This window comes from Facklamia languida CCUG 37842, from assembly GCF_000245795.1.
Taxonomy (GTDB): domain Bacteria; phylum Bacillota; class Bacilli; order Lactobacillales; family Aerococcaceae; genus Facklamia; species Facklamia languida.
In genome coordinates, this window is record NZ_JH601133.1 from 1,607,313 (window position 1) to 1,626,098 (window position 18,786).

At 47.1% G+C, this 18,786-nt stretch carries 17 protein-coding genes; 9 read left to right on the plus strand and 8 right to left on the minus strand.

Translation table 11 applies throughout. The annotated features are described in order from the left end of the window. Positions 1-22 precede the first annotated feature (22 nt). From atpE to galU, 4 genes are all read right to left on the minus strand, one after another. Entirely contained in the window at positions 23-235 is a 213-nt protein-coding gene (gene atpE, locus HMPREF9708_RS07380) for a F0F1 ATP synthase subunit C (RefSeq protein WP_006309654.1), read from the minus strand. Between the two features lie 23 nt (positions 236-258). Then, the gene (gene atpB, locus HMPREF9708_RS07385) at positions 259-966 is read right to left on the minus strand and encodes a F0F1 ATP synthase subunit A (protein ID WP_006309655.1); all 708 of its coding nucleotides are present in this window, start codon (positions 964-966) and stop codon (positions 259-261) included. A 305-nt stretch (positions 967-1,271) separates the two neighbouring features. After that, a complete protein-coding gene (locus HMPREF9708_RS07390) occupies positions 1,272-2,147 on the minus strand; it encodes a UTP--glucose-1-phosphate uridylyltransferase (protein WP_006309656.1) in 876 nt (291 codons plus the stop codon). A 1-nt stretch (position 2,148) separates the two neighbouring features. Then, positions 2,149-3,030 carry a UTP--glucose-1-phosphate uridylyltransferase GalU gene (galU, locus tag HMPREF9708_RS07395; protein WP_006309657.1) on the minus strand — a complete coding sequence of 294 codons (882 nt, stop codon included), beginning with the start codon at positions 3,028-3,030 and terminating at the stop codon, positions 2,149-2,151. Between the two features lie 1,415 nt (positions 3,031-4,445). Here galU and HMPREF9708_RS07400 point away from each other — a divergent pair. Beyond that, positions 4,446-5,279, plus strand: coding sequence for an LCP family protein (locus tag HMPREF9708_RS07400; protein ID WP_006309658.1), 834 nt, complete (start codon positions 4,446-4,448; stop codon positions 5,277-5,279). A 6-nt stretch (positions 5,280-5,285) separates the two neighbouring features. On the opposite strand, the gene HMPREF9708_RS07945 is transcribed toward HMPREF9708_RS07400, so the two are convergent. Next, positions 5,286-5,669 carry a hypothetical protein gene (locus tag HMPREF9708_RS07945; protein ID WP_006309659.1) on the minus strand — a complete coding sequence of 128 codons (384 nt, stop codon included), beginning with the start codon at positions 5,667-5,669 and terminating at the stop codon, positions 5,286-5,288. Continuing rightward, positions 5,669-7,096, minus strand: coding sequence for a Y-family DNA polymerase (locus HMPREF9708_RS07410; RefSeq protein WP_006309660.1), 1,428 nt, complete (start codon positions 7,094-7,096; stop codon positions 5,669-5,671). The genes HMPREF9708_RS07945 and HMPREF9708_RS07410 overlap by 1 nt, the downstream gene beginning before the upstream one ends. 121 nt (positions 7,097-7,217) lie before the next feature. On the opposite strand from HMPREF9708_RS07410, the gene HMPREF9708_RS07415 reads away from it, so the two are divergent. From HMPREF9708_RS07415 to HMPREF9708_RS07430, 4 genes are all read left to right on the plus strand, one after another. Then, a complete protein-coding gene (locus HMPREF9708_RS07415) occupies positions 7,218-7,706 on the plus strand; it encodes an FUSC family protein (RefSeq protein ID WP_006309661.1) in 489 nt (162 codons plus the stop codon). Positions 7,707-7,759: 53 nt separating this feature from the next. Beyond that, positions 7,760-8,749, plus strand: a complete 990-nt coding sequence (locus HMPREF9708_RS07420; RefSeq protein ID WP_006309667.1) for an MsnO8 family LLM class oxidoreductase — start codon at positions 7,760-7,762, stop codon at positions 8,747-8,749. 182 nt (positions 8,750-8,931) lie between these two features. Further along, a complete protein-coding gene (locus HMPREF9708_RS07425) occupies positions 8,932-9,195 on the plus strand; it encodes a YkvA family protein (protein ID WP_006309668.1) in 264 nt (87 codons plus the stop codon). Between the two features lie 266 nt (positions 9,196-9,461). Beyond that, positions 9,462-10,256, plus strand: coding sequence for an HAD family hydrolase (locus HMPREF9708_RS07430; protein ID WP_006309669.1), 795 nt, complete (start codon positions 9,462-9,464; stop codon positions 10,254-10,256). 54 nt (positions 10,257-10,310) lie between these two features. Here HMPREF9708_RS07430 and HMPREF9708_RS07435 read toward each other — a convergent pair whose 3' ends face one another. Further along, on the minus strand, positions 10,311-10,844 hold the full coding sequence (locus HMPREF9708_RS07435; RefSeq protein ID WP_006309670.1) for a biotin transporter BioY: 534 nt from the start codon (positions 10,842-10,844) through the stop codon (positions 10,311-10,313). A gap of 163 nt (positions 10,845-11,007) precedes the next feature. Between HMPREF9708_RS07435 and HMPREF9708_RS07440 the strand changes: the two genes are divergently transcribed. Next, on the plus strand, positions 11,008-12,501 hold the full coding sequence (locus HMPREF9708_RS07440) for a DUF1846 domain-containing protein (RefSeq protein WP_006309671.1): 1,494 nt from the start codon (positions 11,008-11,010) through the stop codon (positions 12,499-12,501). Between the two features lie 31 nt (positions 12,502-12,532). On the opposite strand, the gene HMPREF9708_RS07445 is transcribed toward HMPREF9708_RS07440, so the two are convergent. After that, positions 12,533-13,195 carry a metal-dependent transcriptional regulator gene (locus tag HMPREF9708_RS07445; protein WP_006309672.1) on the minus strand — a complete coding sequence of 221 codons (663 nt, stop codon included), beginning with the start codon at positions 13,193-13,195 and terminating at the stop codon, positions 12,533-12,535. Positions 13,196-13,594: 399 nt separating this feature from the next. Between HMPREF9708_RS07445 and HMPREF9708_RS07450 the strand changes: the two genes are divergently transcribed. From HMPREF9708_RS07450 to HMPREF9708_RS07460, 3 genes are all read left to right on the plus strand, one after another. Next, complete coding sequence (locus HMPREF9708_RS07450; RefSeq protein ID WP_006309673.1) at positions 13,595-16,216, plus strand: DUF1002 domain-containing protein; 2,622 nt, start codon at positions 13,595-13,597, stop codon at positions 16,214-16,216. A gap of 107 nt (positions 16,217-16,323) precedes the next feature. Further along, complete coding sequence (locus HMPREF9708_RS07455; RefSeq protein ID WP_006309674.1) at positions 16,324-17,229, plus strand: radical SAM protein; 906 nt, start codon at positions 16,324-16,326, stop codon at positions 17,227-17,229. Between the two features lie 33 nt (positions 17,230-17,262). Further along, entirely contained in the window at positions 17,263-17,592 is a 330-nt protein-coding gene (locus tag HMPREF9708_RS07460; RefSeq protein WP_006309677.1) for a hypothetical protein, read from the plus strand. The last annotated feature ends 1,194 nt before the right edge of the window (positions 17,593-18,786 follow it).

Consider the following 18,786-nt stretch of genomic DNA (forward strand, 5'->3'; position numbering starts at 1 on the left):
CTCCTTTATGCTGGACTGGGGATTATGAGAAGACGAGAATGAATGCGATCACGACCGCCATGATCGGGATGGCTTCAATCAAGCCCACTCCTAAGAACATCATGGTTCTTAATTGTGAATCTAATTCGGGTTGTCTGGAAATGGATTCGATGGTCTTGGAGATGACGAGGCCATTCCCAATCGAAGCTCCTAAAGCGGCGATACCAATTGCAAGTGCTGCAGCTAATGCGTTCATATTTATTTTGTCTCCTTTATGATTTATTCTTGGACTTTATGCGATAAGTAAACCATGGTTAAAGTGGTAAAGATATAAGCCTGGATGGCCCCAATAAAGACCGAAAATCCTTGCCAGACCATTTGTAAAGGCAGGGCAACGATCGGGGTGATGGGAATAAAGACCATGGCAAAGCTGGCGATCAAGTTGAGCAGGATTTCACCCGCAAAGATGTTCCCAAACAAACGTAAGGCCAGCGTCGTGGTGTTGATCAATTCTTCCACCAACTGGATCGGTAACTTTAAGAGGTTGGGTTTGGCATAGAAATGGCGCAAATGGCCGAAAAAGCCAAATCGGCGAACTCCCAGGACATGGCCGGTGAGAATGGCGATGATCGCTAGTGAGATGGTTACGATCGGATCCGCCGTTGGACTGCGCCAGAGCGAAATCTCATGGGTCTTAATTAGGAAGGGGAGACCGATCAGATTGGACACAAAGACGAACAGCAAGAGGGTCATGCCCAAAATGACATAGATGGGCTGGTGCTGGTTCAGGGTCGAATCACAGATCCCTTCCACAAATTCAATGACCATCTCCATTAATACTTGGCCCTTAGACGGGCGATCGAGCGATAATTTACGGCTGGTAAAGAAGCATAGGGCAATCACAATCCCCACGACCACCAGCGTTGCCACTAGGGTGTTGAGGTTGAAGGAGAGGCCCAGCATGCGAACAACCGAAGTTTCTTCCATTGTCATTCCTTCTTTCAATCAATCAGTCAGGTTCTTACATACTTTTTCTTATAATGAATTTTTTTGAAAATTAATTATGAAGCAAAAAGCACCCAACTACTATTATAATGCGAATTAGGTCAAAATCAAATAACTTTTAATAGGTCAATTAATTACAAAAAAACTTCAAAATATGTAACCGTTACCTATAAAGAATAGGCGCAATTCTTTCAACAAACTAGAAAGATATTTACTCACCGTTATCATTCATGGTGACGAAAAGACCCGGACGGAAGGTGTCCAGGGTCTTCTTGTGAGGATGCGTCTTAGAGCTGGTCGGCTAATTCTAGCAGATAGTCTTTAAATTCAGCTTGGATCTGGGGATGGTCGAGGCCGAGACGGATCGAAGCCTTTAAGAGTCCCAGAGGATCACCCACTTCATACCATTCGCCTTGATAGTCGTAGGCTAATAGATCATGGTTCTTCTTATAGTGAATGAGGGCATCCGTGAGTTCAACCTCACCTGTGGCACCTGCTTGCTGGTCCGTCAAAAGGTCAAAGATCTCAGGCTGAAGGATGTAGCGGCCAGCCGCTGCTAAGTTCGATGGGCTGGTGTCTTGCGGCTTTTCAACTAGGTCTTGGATTTGGTAGATCAGATCCTGGTCAGTGGGCACGATATCCAGCATCCCATACCGCTTAGTGTGGGCTTGGTCCACGCGGACACCCGCAATGACTGTCTGCCCCTTGGCTTCATAGAGGTCCATGATCGACCGGGACAGGTTCTCTCCTCGGGTAATGTCATCACCCAAGAGGAGTAAGAAGGGCTCTTGGCCCACAAAGGTCTTGGCGTGCAGGACCGCATCGCCCAAGCCTTTTGGCGCTTGTTGGCGGGTATAGTGGATATTCAAGTTGCTCGTTTCAGTTGCAAGTTGCAACAATTGGTCCTTGCCCTTGGCCCTCAAGTTCTGTTCTAAGCCAAAATTCGCATCAAAGTGGTCTTCAATTTCTTGCTTCCCCTTACCAGTAATGATGAGGATATCTTGAATCCCGGCTTCCAGAGCTTCTTCGACGATGAATTGGATGGCAGGCTTGTCAATGATCGGTAGGATCTCCTTGGCAATGGCCTTGGTAGCTGGGAGGAAGCGGGTTCCAAGCCCTGCAGCTGGGATGACGGCCTTGGTTACTTTGGGGTACTGGGACATCTTATTTCGCCTCCTTGAGTGTTAGGGCTATCTCTTTGATATAATCACGGATCGGTTCACGGTAGTCCTCCAAGGAGAGGGCATAATCGATCATGGTCTGGAGATAGCCTAATTTATTGCCGACATCATAGCGTTTGCCCGTGAATTCTAAGGCAAAAACCCGCTGGATCCGGTTGAGTCGGTCGATGGCATCGGTTAATTGGATCTCATTGCCTGCCCCAGCTGTCTGGGTCTCCAATAGGGTAAAGATCTCAGGGTTGAGTAAGTAGCGACCAATAATGGCCAGGTTGGAAGGGGCATGTTCGGGTTGAGGCTTCTCGACAAAGCGGCGGACGTTATAGACCCCCTTCTTATATTCCCGCTCGGGGTCAATCACCCCATAGCTCGCCGTATCTTGAGGAGGGACCGGCATAACGGCTAAAGTTGAAGCGTGGGTCTCATTATAATGGTCAATCAGCTGTTTGGTGAGTGGCACTTGGTCGTCCATCAAGTCATCGCCAAGCATGACGATAAAGGGCTCATCGCCAACAAAGTTTTTCGCTTGCAGAACTGCATGGCCAAGCCCTTTGGGATAAGGTTGCCGGGTATAGAAGAGGCGGATGTCATTCAAGCCTTGGACTGTCTTGAGAGCATCTAACTGGTCCTTGTTAGCTAAGACATATTCTAATTCTTCATTGGCATCGAAATGGTTCTCAATGGGTCGCTTGGACCGTCCGGTCACGATCAGGATCTCTTCAATGCCGGATTCAATCGCTTCTTCTACAATAAATTGGATCGTTGGCTTGTTAACGATCGGTAGCATTTCTTTGGGCATGGCCTTAGTAGCGGGGAGGAAGCGAGTTCCTAAGCCAGCTGCTGGAATGACCGCTTTTCTAACTTTCATGAAAGCACTCCTTATCGTATGATACTTTCATTCTAAGTCATTGCTTATTTGATAGCAAGCAGGGCGGTAGGGGTTCGGTCTACTAGGATTAAGGATAAAAAGGTTAGATAATCGTCAATCAGGCAGGTACAATGCTTATCATAGGGGATCGCCCTCCAAAGCTTTGCTTTTTCAGGCTAGGACCACTAGGCATAAGGGATACAAAAAGTTAAAAAGAAAAGATAGCCGTCAATAAGTCAGGTTCCACTGCTTAATCATAGGGGACCGCCTTCCAAAGCTTTGCTTTTCCAGGCTCGATCCACTAGGCAATGCCTAAACGGTAAACCGTAAGGCATTGCACGCTACGTTGATCGTCCTCCTTCCTATGATTAAGCATTGAACCCTGCCTTGTATTGACGGATTTTTTTGTCTTGTTTTATTTAAGCCATTTACTTTAATTTAGTCAGAAAAATAAGACCAATTTGATAGGATGCTGCCAATAAAAATGTTAAATCTTAATTCGAAGAAAGCAAAATATTTTTCCTAGCAAACCTGGTCTAACTTTCAAAAAGAAGGGATAAATATCAACTATTAATCTAAGCCCAGCAAGTATAAAAGAAAACCTTGTCTTCATAGGTTGACATAACAGCTAACAATCGGAGGTTAGTTTACTTGTTTTCTCATAATAAGTAGCGGAAGATTTATTGAAAACCACAATCGTTAATGCTTGCTTTTGTTCATTGATAGGCAATTATAGATAAATTTATGAAATATTAGCATTCCTTCAGTAATAATGGCTGTCATACTTAACTTTTTCGGAAATCAAATATTAAATGGCACTTTTAATCTATTGATACAAGCTAATTGATGAAGCCAATACATAAGCAGCTAGTGTGATTTTAGCCATTCACTGCAACCTGTTTTAATATCACCCTTTCAAAAGCATCTGTTAGTCTCCATTAAAAATTAATCTTTATCCATTATCTTTGTGAAGGTAAGGCTTAAGTTAGGAACCTAAAATGGTTTAATTTGATCGAATAAGGTGTCACTATTAGATTGGAAGTCTATATTTGTTTTTTCTTATTTCGGCAACTGGATGAATTTACAAGTTATGAATATAAAAAATAGATAATCAGTCAATAAAAGGCAGGTCTTACTACTTAATCATAGGAAGAAGGACGATCCACGCAGCTTGCAATGCCTTACGGTTTTACCGTCTAGGCATTGCCTAGTGGATCGAGCCTGGAAAAGCTTTGCTTTGAAGGGCAGTCCCCTATGATTAAGTAGTGGACCTGCCTTATTGACGATTATCTCACTTATAATATTTTTATTTCCTCTTTCATGCTTTTTGGATGTTTTTCTGAATTTCCTTTGCTTTCATAAACAAAAGCGACTAAAATAGCCATGATTCATACCATGAAGGAGAAGATTTAATTATGAAGAAAAGAACGTGCCATTTACTACTCGGCTTGGTCCTCTTAGTCAGTCTCATTGCGCCGACAACCACTGGCCAGGCCCGCAATCTCAAAGACCCCTTTGCGGTGCTCTTGATGGGAGTTGATACTGGAAAGGGGCGGGAGGATAAGGGACGGTCGGATGTCATGATCTTGGCCACCGTCAATTTAGAAGCCAACCAGATTGATCTCTTCTCCATCCCACGCGATTCTTATGTCGCCATTCCTGGCCGGGGGCAGGATAAGATCAATCACGCCTATGCCTTTGGCGGTCCAGACTTGGCTCGCGAGACGGTGGCGGATTGGTTGGGCATCAAAGTCCCATATCACGCCTATGTCGACATGGACGGTCTCCAAGCCATTGTTCAAGCAGTAGGGGGGATTGACCTAACGTCTACCACCAGCTTTGAGATGAGTGGTTATCAATTTGAAGCTGGCCAATCCTACCATATGGATGGTGATATGGCGGTCGCTTATGCGCGAGACCGGTCTGGGTCGGGTGGCGATTATGACCGGCAAGACCGGCAAAGACAGATGATTCTTGCCATCTATCAGGCAATTAGCCAGCATTTGACGGGGGTCAAGGAAGCCATGGACATGGCATTCACCCTACGCAAATCGGTCAACACCAACCTTTCTCTAGTTGAAATGGGGCGCCTAGCCATGGCTTATCCCAAGGCTAACCCGCAGATTAACTTTCACCAGTTTGAAGGTGAGGGCATGATGAAGGATGACATCTACTATGAGCAGATCGCAGAAGAATCCTTGGTCAGCAATCTGGCCTTAATCAAGGACCAACTAAAAGGGCAGGACTAAGCTTAATCAGGGCGCTGACTGATCGGTTGCTTCCGGGGCCAGGTGCATTTGTAGAACCTGACTCAGTTTCAGGTAGCGGGTCTCTTGCCCCTGCAAGGCCTTAAGCAGGATGAAGTCACTGGTCAGATCGGTCACGACCCCGGTAAAGCTTTGGTGGGGTTTAGTCGGAGCGACTTGATAGGTGACCTGGATGGCCACCCCTTGGCTCAAGGCTTGGCTGGCCCAGAGGTAGACAGTAGGCTGGGGGAGACGGACGGAGTCTGTTGGGTCAAGGCGTTCTTGGGTCAAGGCTGCTTGGTGTTCTGACAAGAAGAAGCCCATCCACTTGGCCATCTTGCGGTCTTGGTAGTTACGAGCAGCCGCTGAACGCAGGTAAGAGCGATCGACCATCACTCAAGACCTGCCAATCCACCGGCACCACCTGCTGCATGGCCCCCAATTAGCTGGCTGCGGGCAATCGACCGGGACCCCTCCATCAAAGCCGAGGCAGGCAAGATCGAGGTGTAGCCAAATCGCTGGCGGATCTGGTCCAGGGTCTGATCCAAGGTCTCTTCTCGGATCACTTGGTCCGGTTCATCAAAGAGGGAGTAATAGTGGATACCCTCATCGACTAGACCGCTATAGCGGACGCCAATATTTCGCACGGGTAGGGGGTCTAGATAGTGGTCGCGAAAGAGCTGGCGGACCGTCTGGACCAAGACCTTGGTCTGGTGGGTGGGGTCAATGGTGACTTGGAGGTTTAAGCCCCGCTGGTCGACCTGGCGGGAATAGCCCACCCAGATATGGACCCGGGTGGCCTTCTTGTGCCGCCGCCTTAAGCGAATGGCGACTTGTTCGGCCATCTCGGTGAGGACCAGTTCAATCTCTTCAACCTGGTAGTAGTCGCGCGGTAGGACCTGTGAATTGCCTAGCCCTTGAGCCTTAGGGCGGTAAGGTTCTTGTACCTTGCTCTCATCGACGCCATGGGCATGGAAGAAGAGCTGGAGCCCCATGGTCCCTAGCTCTTGGTAGATCAAGTCGGGATCCGCATGGGCCAGGTCATAGATCGAATGGATCCCCAAGCGGTTGAGCCGCTTCTCGGTGCGATGCCCAATGCCCCAGAAGTCAGTCATCGGTTCGATCGCCCACACCTTATCTGGGACATCTTCATAGGACCAATTGGCCCGCATGGTGGGGTTTTGCTTGGCTTCATTATCCAGGGCCAACTTGGCTAAGAGGGGGTTGGCATTGGACAGGCCAATGGTAGCCGCAATTCCGACCTTCTGCCAGATATCGCATTGAATGCTTTTGGCTAGAATCTCTAGCTTATTCTTGCGGGACAGGCTGGGGTCTGGAATAAAATAGTTGAGCACATGGGTCAAGTCAATGAAGCCCTCGTCAATGGAATAGGGCAGAATATCTTCTTGAGGGGCATAGTGGCCAAGAATGGCGAGTATTTCTTGGTTCTTCTGGATATACCGCCCCATGCGGGGTGGCACAAAGAGGGACCGCTTAGCCCAGGATTCGATATAGTGGACATAGGCGGGGTCTGTACGGAGCCCTTGTTGACGGGCTTTTTGGTAGTTAAAGCGCCGGTTATGGACATAAAAGGGCAAGTCATAGGTGCGTCCAACATTCTGCCTGCCAAAGACTTGCTTGAAGACGGGCGAAGAGGCCAGGATCAGGCCCTGACTGGTGTCGGTTTGACTCATGACGCACAGGCTCGTGCGCAAGGGGTGCAGGCCGCGATCCACGCATTCCACACTGGCATAGAAGGACTTCATATCAATGAAGGCAATATCAGAATGCGGTTCGCGCTGGTAATCAATGAGGGGCATCCCCACCGCCTCCTTTCTGCAGTTAGTATATATCGAACAAATGTTCGTGTCAATCATTTGTTAGGGCCGACTGGGGACCGAATTGGCGCGCGAATTAGTGAATCTATAAAGGAGTGAGTGCATGGTTTTGGGACCTTTTCATTTGGGAATGCGGACCGTGAAGACGGGGATAGCCGTTTTTATTTGTATTTTATTATCTTTTTTTATTTTTCATGATAGCCCAATGTTGTCCTCTCTGGCCGCGATCTTTACCATTCGTGAGAACCTATCGACTTCCTATATCTTTGGTAAGGCGCGGTTGTTAGGCATTCTAGTGGCAGGATTGGTGGCGGGGGTCTTTATCCTCCTGGTTCCGATTCGCTCAGGGCAAGACCCACACTTAATCTGGTTGGTGCCCCTGGCCATTATGGCCTTTATCACGCTAGCCAATGGTCTAAAGGTCAATAAGGGTCTGATCTCTGGCAGTGCCACCCTCCTCGTGATCTTCTTCAATATTCCTCTGGATCATCAACTCAGCTATGCGGCGACGCGGGTCTTAGAGACAGCGATCGGGGTGGTAGTGGCTTTAGTTGTGAATTACCTCCTGCCCCATCACCACCAGGCAAAATAAGATAATAAAGTAGAAACTTTGTTATAATAACAAGAAATGAAGGAGGAATAATCATGAAATTAGGGATTCACGACTTATTACCCTTAAGTGATGGCGAAACGACCCAGGAACGCTATCAACGAACCATTGAAATGGTGCAAGCCCTAGAAACGATTGGCTATGACCGTTATTGGGCTTCGGAACATCATGGGGCGCGTCACTTAGCCAGTTCTGCTCCTGAAATCTTTCTGGCCTATCTAGCCAGCCGGACGAATAAGATTCGCTTAGGGACCGGTGGGACAATGATTGTCAATTATTCGCCGTTGCGGGTGGCAGAGATCTTTAAGACCTTGACCCTCTTGGCACCAGACCGGATTGACCTGGGCATTGGCCGAGCCCCTGGAACGGACCACCATGGCATGCTGGCCTTATCACAGGGGAATCCGGTTAACTTCGACTACCTCTTCGACAAGGCGCAAGTGATTCTAGACTACCTACGCGACCAAGAGCCTGCTGGCTTCTATTCCTTGGTCAAGGCCATTCCAGCGGAGACAGAGACCCTGGCCCAGCCTTGGATGCTCGGTTCAACAGGTAATTCAGCCTTGAAGGCGGGGGAGATGGGCTTGGGCTATTCTTTTGCCAAGTTCTTTGGGATTGAGATAGGCCCTGAAGTCTTCCAAACCTACCGCGACCACTTCAAGCCCAGTCCTTTCTTTGACCAGCCACAGGTGATGGCTTCCTATCTGATCATCCTAGCGGATACACCAGAAGAAGCCGACCGTCTGGCTCGTCCCATGGAAATCTCCAGTATTTCCGATCACAAGCAGGCGCTTAGGACCTTGGACCAGGCACAAGACTACACCTTCTCTCCCGAGGAAGAAGCCTTGTTAAAAGAGAAATATGACCGCCGATTTCTGATTAAAGGAACGCCAGAGACGGTTAAGCCGATTCTTAGAGATGAGATTGACCGGTATGGGATCGATGAATTGATGGCTTATATGCCGATCCCAGACCAAGAAGCCCGGATCCATTCCTACGACTTGCTTTATCAGATCTTTCATTAAAGCCGATCCTTAAGGAGAACGTCTTAAAAAGCCCAAGACAACAGGAAGCAGAGGACCAGCTAAAGCTTATGGGGTCAGCGAGGGGCTGAAATCCGCCTTAAGGAGGAGGACATACCCCTTGCGATGCCTTATACTCAATTTGTCGATCGAAAAGTATAAGACATTAAAGGACGTGATGATTCATGAAGATCAGACAAATAAGACGTTTTTTTGGTAATAAATTCCCACTCTTTATCCGGTCTCTCTTTAATCGTCAGACCCCCTGGGGTGTACGCTTATTAATCCTCGCCACCCTGGCTTATGTCATTCTACCGGCTGATTTGCTGCCAGCCTTTCTGGTTGGACCGCTGGGCTGGATCGATGACGCCATCTTGCTTCCCCTAATGGTAGAATGGACCGTGTCGCTCTTACCGCAAGAGATGAAGCAAAAAGCCCTGACAGCATAGGCAGGGTTCAGACCTAAAGATCCTTTCCCAAGATGGAAGAGCTGGTCTTAAAATCCATAGAATTAAAAACAGGCGTTGCGACCATGCATCGCAGAGAACCTTTCCATTTCCTGTGACTTCACCGTCGCTGCGGTCTGTTTTTTTATTGGGCTTAAATGGTAATAGAATAAGGGGCATTTTGATCGCTCTTTAACCTAATCGTTTGTTTAGGTTTTTGGACTTTATCCCACAGCCATAATTCGGTATAATGGGCGTCAGGTGATGACATGTATAAATTATTAATTTCAGATTTAGATGATACGTTATTGGACCCGCAGAAGCGGTTGAGTCCTGAATTTGAGGCCTTTGTCGAAGAACTCAAACAAAAGGAGGTCGGCTGGACCATTGCGACGGGCCGGTCTTACCAGGCTTTTAAACCCTTCCTGGACCAACTCGACTTGGACTTGCCCTATGCGACCTCTAATGGGGCGACGATTCGCTATAAAGACCAAATCCTGCATTCCTTCCAGATGCCAATCGGTCCCCTAAGACCTGTGATTGAGGTGGCGATGGGGATGGGAATCAGTGTCCTCTATGTGATTGATGGTCAGGAATATGCGACCCAAGCGACTCCTTTTACCCAACATCAGACGAAGGATAATTTCTCCGACCAGGTCATCCGGCCCTTTGAAGATGCAGATTGGCCAAGCCTGAAGGTGGATAAGATCCTACTGGTGGATGATGCTGAGGAGACGGGGCTTGAGCGACTGATTGCCCTAGCGAACAAGTTGGGCCCCAACTATGATTATGTGACCTTCTCGGATTGGGCCATGGATATTGTGGCCAAAGGAGTCAATAAGGGCAAGGCCTTAGAATGGATCTGTGACCATCTCGGCTTGACCTGCGACCAATGTCTGGCGGCAGGTGACAATCATAATGATACGGCTCTCCTGAAGGCAGCTGGCCATGGAATTGCGGTCTACAATGCTGAACGAGAAGTTAAATTGGCTGCGGATAGTATTGCTCCAGCGGCTTATGGCGATGGGGTCATCTATGAAGTCCGTCGTCTCCTCAACCGATAATCAAATAAGCCTGACCCCTGCTGAACAAGGGTCAGGCTCTTATTTATGGCTGGATTAGGGAGTCTGTGACTCAAGGAGAGGTCTTAGCCGGCGACTGATCAAGACGGCCAAGACGGCCTTTAAGAGGTCACCGATCAGAAAGGGGAACATTCCCAGGCTGAGAATTTGACCCAGGGAAAGACCATGCCCTAAATACCCATTCAAGACCCAGGCCATATAAGGAATCCCGATCAGGTAAATTGTCAAGCTGGCCAGCAGGGCCATTAGCCAGAGTGGGTAGTGACGCTTTTTCATGCCTTCTACCACCAGGCAGACGACTAAGAAGCTGAGAATAAACCCAAAGCTAGGCTTCAAGACAGCGGCCCAGCCCCCGGTGAAGTTGGCAAAGACGGGTAGCCCGATGAGGCCCAAGACCAGATAGAGGGCATGGAGGGTCAAGGCTTCCTTGAGAGGTAGGGATAGGGCCAAAATTAAGACAACTAGGCTCTGTAAGGTGATGGGAACGGGACCGATCGGCAGACTTAATTGGGAAGCCACAATTAAGAGGGCGAGACCGATCGCGATCCGGGTGATTTGTTTGGTGATCATGGTTAGCCTCCTTGTGCAATGCCTTTAAGTATAGGCTTTTCCTTGAACCTGTCAAGACGGGTCCACTGCTTGAAGCTTGAATCTCGTTATTTAATCAATTTAGTCTAGGTTGTGGGCGGTTTTTTTGATAGAATAGAGCGTATGTTAAGAAAGGAGCTTTGAGATGCAAGCAATTGGCTTTGATAATGAGAAATACCTGCAAGAACAGTCGAAACATATCTATGAGCGCTTAGAGGGAATCGACAAGCTCTACTTAGAATTTGGGGGTAAGCTGATCGGCGACAAGCATGCCAAGCGGGTCCTGCCAGGCTATGATGAAGATGCCAAGCTAACCCTCCTGTGCAAGTTGAAGGACCAGGCGGAGATAATTATTTGTATCTATGCGGAAGATATTGAACACAACAAGATCCGGGGCGATTATGGTATTACCTATGATCAGGATGTCCTACGTCTGATCCAGGAATACCGAGCGTTGGATATTCCGGTCAACAGTGTGCTTTTAACCCGGTATAAGGGACAAAAGAATGCCAGTGTCTTTAAGGCCAACTTGGAAAATCGTGGCATTCGCGTCTTCACCCATGAAGAGATTGCGGGCTATCCAACCGATATCGAGACCCTCTTCTCGGAAGCAGGCTTTGCCAAGAACACCTATATTCCAACCACCAAGCCCTTAGTGATTGTCACAGGACCCGGTGCGGGATCCGGTAAACTTGCCACTTGCCTGAACCAACTCTATCATGAACATAAGCAGGGCGTGAATGCCTCTTACGCTAAGTTTGAGACCTTCCCGGTCTGGAACTTGCCCTTGAAGCACCCGGTTAATGTGGCTTATGAAGCCGCAACGGTCGACTTGAATGATATTAATATGCTGGATTCTTATCATATTGATGCATACGGTGAAATGGCGGTCAATTATAACCGCGACATGCAGATGTTCCCAGTCATTCGCCGGATCTTAGCCAATACCTCGTCTTCGACCTTCCACTATCAATCACCGACCGACATGGGCGTCAATATGATCAAGCAGGGGATTATTGATGAGGCTGTTGTTGAAGAAGCAGCCCGGCAGGAGATTATTCGCCGCTATTTCCATGTAGAGCATGACTTCAAGGTCGGGCAGGTCGATGAAGACATCCGAGCCAAGATGCAGCTTATTATGGAGGAATCCAATCTTAAGCCGGAAGACCGCATTCCGGTTGTGAGAGCCCATGAATATGCCCAAGAAGTGAAAGACCGGACCGGCCAAGAAGGCCCCTGCCCCGTGATTGCCCTCCAACTCCATAACGGCAAGCTGATTACGGGGCGTACCTCCCAACTGATGGATGCGCCAGGAGCAGCGATCATGAATGCCTTGAAGGAATTGGCAGGCATTTCGGACCAGATCGACTTGTTGGCCCCGATGGTGTTGGAGACCATTCAAGGACTCAAGCGGGACAACCTGGCCCATAAGAATCCAACCTTGACGCTCAATGAGCTCTTAATTGCCTTGGCCATCTCAGCGGTAACTAATCCAACGGCTCAATTAGCCTACCAACAGCTCCATCAATTGCGCGATACCCAGGCCCATTCGAGCGTGATTCTCAGCCAGGATACCCGCAGTCAATTGGCAGACTTAGGCATTCAGACGACCTCAGACCCCGTCTATGCCAGTCAATAGCAGTCAAATCAAAGAAAGACAGCCCCCGATTTTAGGGCTGTCTTTTTTGTGCATAGATGTGTTGAACCAGGGTCAAGGAGAGGATCAAAGGAGTGGCTTGGTCCGATCCTCGCAGGTGGAAGGGGCCGTCGAAGGGTTCGATGGTCTCAATGGTATACCGGTCCCCTAATTGAACGCCCTTGTCCTTGAGGTAGTTGAGGATAGCTGGCTCGTCCTTAAACTCGACGACTTCCACTGTCTCGCCAACTTGAAAGTCGGATAGTAATTGGCGGCCATCACTGGCTGGGAGAGACCCATCTTCCTTAGGAATGGGGCTACCGTGCGGGTCTTGGCTAGGATAACCGAGAAAGGCATCTAGCCGGTCGACTAACCGGTCTGATGCAAAGTGTTCCAAGCGCTCGGCTTCTTCGTGGACTTCATGCCACTCATAGCCTAACTTCTCTTGAAGGAAGACTTCCCAGATTCGGTGCTTGCGCAATAACTGCCGGGCGGTAAGCCGTCCCTTGTCCGTTAATTGAACGCCCTTGTAGGGGATAGAGGTTAGGTAGCCATCTGCCACTAACCGGCTATTCATCTCTGTAACGGAGGCGGCGGATACCGACATGGCCTGACTGATTTGCTTGTTGGAGACAATCTCTGCTTGGTCACTCAATAGCAGAATCGCTTTGAGATAATCTTCTTTATTGGGGGACATCTTCTCGCTCTTTTCTATTGAATTATTTTCCTAATTATATCAAAAAAACAATCAGAGAACGATCATCCTTAATTAGGATAACGATCTAATTAATTAAGACAAGGATAGAACACCCAACCAAAAAGGATAAGTTATAATCTTCTCATTTAATAAGCTGGATTTTAGTTGAACAGGGAGTGGGGGCCTACCTACTTATTAGGCGGTGGTTCAGCAAAAGGGTCCAGGCTTTAAGGCTATCTAATCGCCTTTAAACCAGGGTTTTGAGTATTTCGCGATGAATGTATGGCGAATTTATGAATAATATCGACTCTTTTTAGGTTATTAACGGCTTTCATTTGTAAGTCTACACTGGTCATTGTAAAATTAAATTGTAATTAAGAAAGAAGGGGTGTGTAACGTATGCGTAAAAGAGAAAAACTATTGTTAGTTGGAGCATTAACTGTCCTAGCGAGTGCTCCGGTCATGACTTTGTCAACTGATGTATTATCACAAGTCGCAGCGCAGCAACAATTACAGAATCAGAAGGTATCCCTTGGTGCTTCCTTAACCGATCAACAAGTTCAAGAGACCTTGAAGTTATTGAACATTGATAAGGTAGCCAGCAATGACTTAATTAAGATTGATGGGGCCAAGATTAACCAGTATCTCAACCTGGGAACACCGAATGATGTTGGGGTTTATTCTTCAGCCATTATCGAACCGCGTGAACCTGGCTATGGGGTGCAAGTTCAAATTGTGACCCCTCAAACAATCAATCAAGTGACCGCCCAGACCTACCAAAATGCGGCCATTACTTCTGGGGCTAAGGACGTCTTAATCAAGATCGGTTCCTTAAAGCCAGTAACAGGTGAAGGGGCGCTGGCGGGTGTCTATGCGATCTACGAAGCCAACGGCAATAAGTTGAACATTCAAAATATTAAAGTTGCGCAAAAAGAAGTGACTTTACCAACTGAGATTAAGGAAAAGTCTCAATTAACCGACGCTCAAATCAACGAATTAACGGCTAACATTAAGGCGATTATTGCCCAACGTGTCAAGGAGAAGAAAGAAATCTCCGATGACGAAATTCTCCAAATCATCAATGAACAATCCGACGCAATTGCCAAGAAATATAATGTTGAGATCTCCGATTCCGTTAAGAAAGTGATTTTCAATGTCATGAAGGAATTTGCTAAGATCCAAATTGATAGTGAAACAATTGATGACTCCAACCAAGAGTCTTGGACTGCTGAACAAGCCATTGATATTTATGAAGCAGCCATGCATAATGGCCAGAATGTAGCCTTAACCGACTTCCCAAATAACTATGACCGTAGTCTCTGGAAGGAAGTAAGTCGGAAGGGTAACCGGACGATTATGCAATACGATGATCGCTTCTACAGTTTCGATAAGCAAGTCGATTATTCGATCACCCAGATTACAGTTGCTTATAGTCAAGAAGAACTGGATAACAACTTCCTTACCCGCTATGATGTGGACTTCAATACCCGCCTGATCATCCATCAAGTTGATGAACGACTCTTGGATAACCAACCCGATGGTAAGATCATTGCTCTTGAAGAAGGCCAAACACTTGATTACCTGGTGAAAGCACTCTTCCCAACCGACAATAATATTAAGGCGATATATGGCGAGTATGATTCCCCAAGTGATGCTTACTACTATCGTCTAGTGACCTTGGATAGTCAAGGTCAAGAGCAGATCTTAGGCGACTACCGGGTTCACTTAGATGGCACTATCGATCATGTGGACCACCTGATTCTTTCAGATTATCCGATTAAGCGACCCGATCAATTATTAGCGGACCCACTCTTTAATGCGGATAAGGACCAAGTCCTTCAGAACTTCATGGCTGAATGGGGCCAAGGCATGAACCAGATCTACCAACGCTTTACTCCAGAAGCGCCAGGTGAGATGTACGGACCAAGCTTCCCTAATGAGATTATTGACTTGTTAGCGGTGGATAACCAAGCGGTCAATGCCAAGTGGTCAACCGATGGCTTCTCAAGTGAGAAGGGTGAATATGCCATTGTCGCGGCCTATAATGACACAGACGACTTCCGAGCTAAACATCCAGATGAACCTGCCGGCGACCACTATTACCTCTTCGCCATCGTCAATGGTGAGCCAGTCGTTCTTCATAGTCAACAAAATCAAGGGGCAGAAGATGGACGTGTCCACTTCGCACCAACAGAGAATGCAGCCCTCCAAGCTGGCTTTAAGCAGATCGTGGAAGAAGGAACCTATAACCAGGACCTCATTCCGGTCGCACCAGAACCAGAGGAAACAACGACAGAACCAGAAGAAACAACAGCTGAACCTGAGGAGACAACAAAAGAAGAGGAAACCATGGATCCGGTCTATAATCCAGACAAAGACCAAACCCTTAAGACCTTTATGGACAAATGGGGGACTGGTATGGATCAAGTCTATGAACGCTTTACACCCGATGAACCCGGTGAAATGTATGGACCAAAATTCCCTAATGAGATCCTGCCACTCTTAGCAGTTAATGATCAAGCCGTTGAAGCCGTATGGTCTGAGGACGGTATTAGTCAAACACCTGGTCAATATGCGGTAGTAGCCGCCTATAATGACACCAAAGATTTCCGGGCTAAGCATCCAGATGAACCTGCTGGTGATCACTATTACCTCTTTGCGATCGTGGATGGTCAACCAGTGGTCCTTCACAGTCAGCAGAATGAAGGACAACCTTCTGGTCTGGTCCACTTCGTACCAACCGAGAATACGGCTCTGCAGGCAGCCTTTGAACAAATTATCGCCAATGGTTATTTCGATGAAAGCTTAGTACCAGATGCACCGGCTGAAGCGGTTGTTGATTCACCCGAAAAAGCTCAATCAGTGATCATGGACCTCCAATTGGACGATGAAACGATTGATTATGATCAGCCCGTCTACCGGGAAAGCCTAGGCGCTTATGAATTTGTTGGTTCACAAGGTTCCTATTATGTCTATCAAGATGGTCATGTCGAAGATGAATTTGGTAACACCTTAAACTAGATAAATTTCCCTGAACCTTCTCTCACTGCCCCCTCCCTGCGGAGGGGGTTTTTTTATATCGGCAGGGGAAGGGTTTGTGATAGAATGAATAAAAGGGGGCAGGTCAGATGTTAAAACTCCAGGATTTCTACCAGGGTGGCTACTACACCCCCATGCCGGAGATGCATAATTTAGGGATTCCGGTGACGGCCGGCTGTGATTATAACCAGTGCCGGTTTTGTGATTTGAATCACCTCCAACCCTTTCAGCACTTCCCCTTGGATAAAATTAAACACTATATCACCGACCAGGCAGCTTTCTACCAGAACCAGCGGCGGAAGCCAAGCAAGTTTACCCTCTTAGAAGGGAATGCTTTATGCCGCGATACGGAAGACTTATTGATCATCTTGGGCTATCTGCAAAGTGCCTTTCAAGTGGACTATGTCTCCACCTTTGCGCGCAGTTACGATATCTTGCGCAAATCACCGCAAGATCTTATCCGCCTCCACCAAGCTGGTTTGGACCGAATTTCAATCGGGATTGAGACGGGATCCGATACGGTATTACGCTACCAACAAAAGGGCGTTTCTGCTAAACACCAACTAGTGGCCCTGCAAAAATTAGAAGAAGCTGGAATTCGTTATACCTGCTATATCATGCTGGGGCTGGGTGGGCGCCAGTGGAGCCAGGACCATGCCCAAAAGACAGCGGCCTTCTTAAACCAGGTCCACCCAGAAGAATTAACCCTTGTCACCATGGTCCTCTTCAAGGGAGCCGACCTAGTCCGGTCCGTCCGATCAGGTGAATTTCAGCGATTGACCGCCCGTGAGAGTTTGTTAGAAATGCGCCAACTCCTGGAGGGGCTGGAATTAACTACGGTCTTTAATGCGACCCATCCAACCAATGCCTTGTCGCTAAAAGGGCGCTTACCTGAACATAAAGCACTTCTACTGGCCAAATTAAATACCTACTTAGACCAACATGATAGCCACCAAATTGAAGAGGACGTCCGCCTCAAATGGCAGACCCTCTAGCAGAAGGAATCATATTAAGAAAGGACGATCCGCATGCATCCTATTTATCAAAAATACTTACTCTTAGCCCTGGGGAGTGGGGCGGTAGTGGTCTTATTATCTCTTTTGAGTCACTATTTGGTCGGTGCTTTGGGAGTGGTGGTCTTCTTATTACTTATGGCTTGGCAGGAAAAGCGGGACTATGACCGGTTGGCCCAATTATCTCAGTGGATTCAAGCGCAAGACATGGACCTATACCAGGTCATGCAAACAACCGGCCTGCGTGAAGACCAGGTCAAATTCCTTCAAAATCCACCTGTTCGTCCCATCTTTCGGTCACCGGATATTACTAGGGCGCTAAAGAAGATCAAGCAAGTGGACTAGGGGAAAGACCGTCAATCAGTCAAGTTCCAATGCTTATCATAGAGGACCGCCTTTCAAAGCAAAGATTTTCAGGGCTAGGCCCACTAGGCAATGCCTAAACGGTAAACCGTAAGGCAATTCAGATACTGGATTAAATAAGAAAAAATAAAAAGAGAGAGAACCGTCAATAATGCAGGTCCACTGCTTAATCATAGGGGACCGCCCTTCAAAGCGGAGCTTTTCCGGGCTCAATCCACTAGGCATTGCCTAGACGGTGAACCGTAAGGCAATGCATGCTACGTGGATTGTCCCTCATTCCTATGATTAATTAGTGAGACCTGCCTTTTATTGACGGATTTTATGTTTTATGTTCATGTTTTGTAAATTCATCCAGTTGCCAAACAATAAAAAATGAATAAAGACTGCCGATATAATGACTGGTTCTTATGATTTATCGACCCTTACATTTGAAGATAAAAGGGTTAGCGTTCTTTTTTTAAAATAAGCAAATATAAAAGAGGGCTTGTTCTTATCGCTTCACATCAAGAATAGGGATTATAAATAGGGTTAGAAATAAATCTTACCAACTATTTTATTATTTAAAGTTATAAAGCCTTGCTGATGATCCAACAATAAGTGCCTTCCATATGCTTATGATCTTATATTCAAAATGCTCTGTTCATTTATTTTGTTTGCCTTTTATCGCTCAAGGAAGGCCATATGAAGGTTAGGCAAATAATCCTTTTATTTGCTAGATTAGTAAATATGTTTACCAATATTTGAGCAAGACCAAGAATAAATAAAAGAAGGATGTCTCAATGCTTAATCAAAGAACAGTGGACGATCGACGCAGCTTGCAAGGCCTTACGGGTTACCGTTTAGGCCTTGCCTAGTGGATCGAGCCTGGAAAAGCAAGGCTTTGGAGGGCGGTCCCCTTTAATTAAGCATTGAGACTGCCTTCTTTTTTATTTGCTTCTTTTCACTATCCTTAAATTATGATGGACTGAGGCCTTGCCTAGTTGACCAGGCCCGAAAAGCATAGCTTTGAAGGGCGGTCCCCTTTAATTAAGCATTGAGGATGGCCATCTTTTTGTTTACTTTTCGCATTTATCATTAATTAGGCTGGACAGACTGTGCTATTGAATCCAGAATTATCCTTGACAAAGAATCTTTACTTTGTTAAGCTCTCACCAAGTTAATAAAAGTCAAGGCGTA

What these genes read in the sequence shown, in the direction of transcription:
- galU (WP_006309657.1), bottom strand. Translation starts at nt 3,030, where the DNA reads ATGAAAGTTAGAAAAGCGGTCATTCCAGCAGCTGGCTTAGGAACTCGC.
- HMPREF9708_RS07400 (WP_006309658.1), top strand. Translation starts at nt 4,446, where the DNA reads ATGAAGAAAAGAACGTGCCATTTACTACTCGGCTTGGTCCTCTTAGTC.
- HMPREF9708_RS07450 (WP_006309673.1), top strand. Translation starts at nt 13,595, where the DNA reads ATGCGTAAAAGAGAAAAACTATTGTTAGTTGGAGCATTAACTGTCCTA.
- HMPREF9708_RS07410 (WP_006309660.1), bottom strand. Translation starts at nt 7,096, where the DNA reads ATGCCCCTCATTGATTACCAGCGCGAACCGCATTCTGATATTGCCTTC.
- HMPREF9708_RS07440 (WP_006309671.1), top strand. Translation starts at nt 11,008, where the DNA reads ATGCAAGCAATTGGCTTTGATAATGAGAAATACCTGCAAGAACAGTCG.
- HMPREF9708_RS07415 (WP_006309661.1), top strand. Translation starts at nt 7,218, where the DNA reads ATGGTTTTGGGACCTTTTCATTTGGGAATGCGGACCGTGAAGACGGGG.
- HMPREF9708_RS07455 (WP_006309674.1), top strand. Translation starts at nt 16,324, where the DNA reads ATGTTAAAACTCCAGGATTTCTACCAGGGTGGCTACTACACCCCCATG.
- HMPREF9708_RS07430 (WP_006309669.1), top strand. Translation starts at nt 9,462, where the DNA reads ATGTATAAATTATTAATTTCAGATTTAGATGATACGTTATTGGACCCG.
- HMPREF9708_RS07425 (WP_006309668.1), top strand. Translation starts at nt 8,932, where the DNA reads ATGAAGATCAGACAAATAAGACGTTTTTTTGGTAATAAATTCCCACTC.
- atpE (WP_006309654.1), bottom strand. Translation starts at nt 235, where the DNA reads ATGAACGCATTAGCTGCAGCACTTGCAATTGGTATCGCCGCTTTAGGA.
- HMPREF9708_RS07460 (WP_006309677.1), top strand. Translation starts at nt 17,263, where the DNA reads ATGCATCCTATTTATCAAAAATACTTACTCTTAGCCCTGGGGAGTGGG.
- HMPREF9708_RS07445 (WP_006309672.1), bottom strand. Translation starts at nt 13,195, where the DNA reads ATGTCCCCCAATAAAGAAGATTATCTCAAAGCGATTCTGCTATTGAGT.
- HMPREF9708_RS07390 (WP_006309656.1), bottom strand. Translation starts at nt 2,147, where the DNA reads ATGTCCCAGTACCCCAAAGTAACCAAGGCCGTCATCCCAGCTGCAGGG.
- HMPREF9708_RS07435 (WP_006309670.1), bottom strand. Translation starts at nt 10,844, where the DNA reads ATGATCACCAAACAAATCACCCGGATCGCGATCGGTCTCGCCCTCTTA.
- HMPREF9708_RS07945 (WP_006309659.1), bottom strand. Translation starts at nt 5,669, where the DNA reads ATGGTCGATCGCTCTTACCTGCGTTCAGCGGCTGCTCGTAACTACCAA.
- atpB (WP_006309655.1), bottom strand. Translation starts at nt 966, where the DNA reads ATGGAAGAAACTTCGGTTGTTCGCATGCTGGGCCTCTCCTTCAACCTC.
- HMPREF9708_RS07420 (WP_006309667.1), top strand. Translation starts at nt 7,760, where the DNA reads ATGAAATTAGGGATTCACGACTTATTACCCTTAAGTGATGGCGAAACG.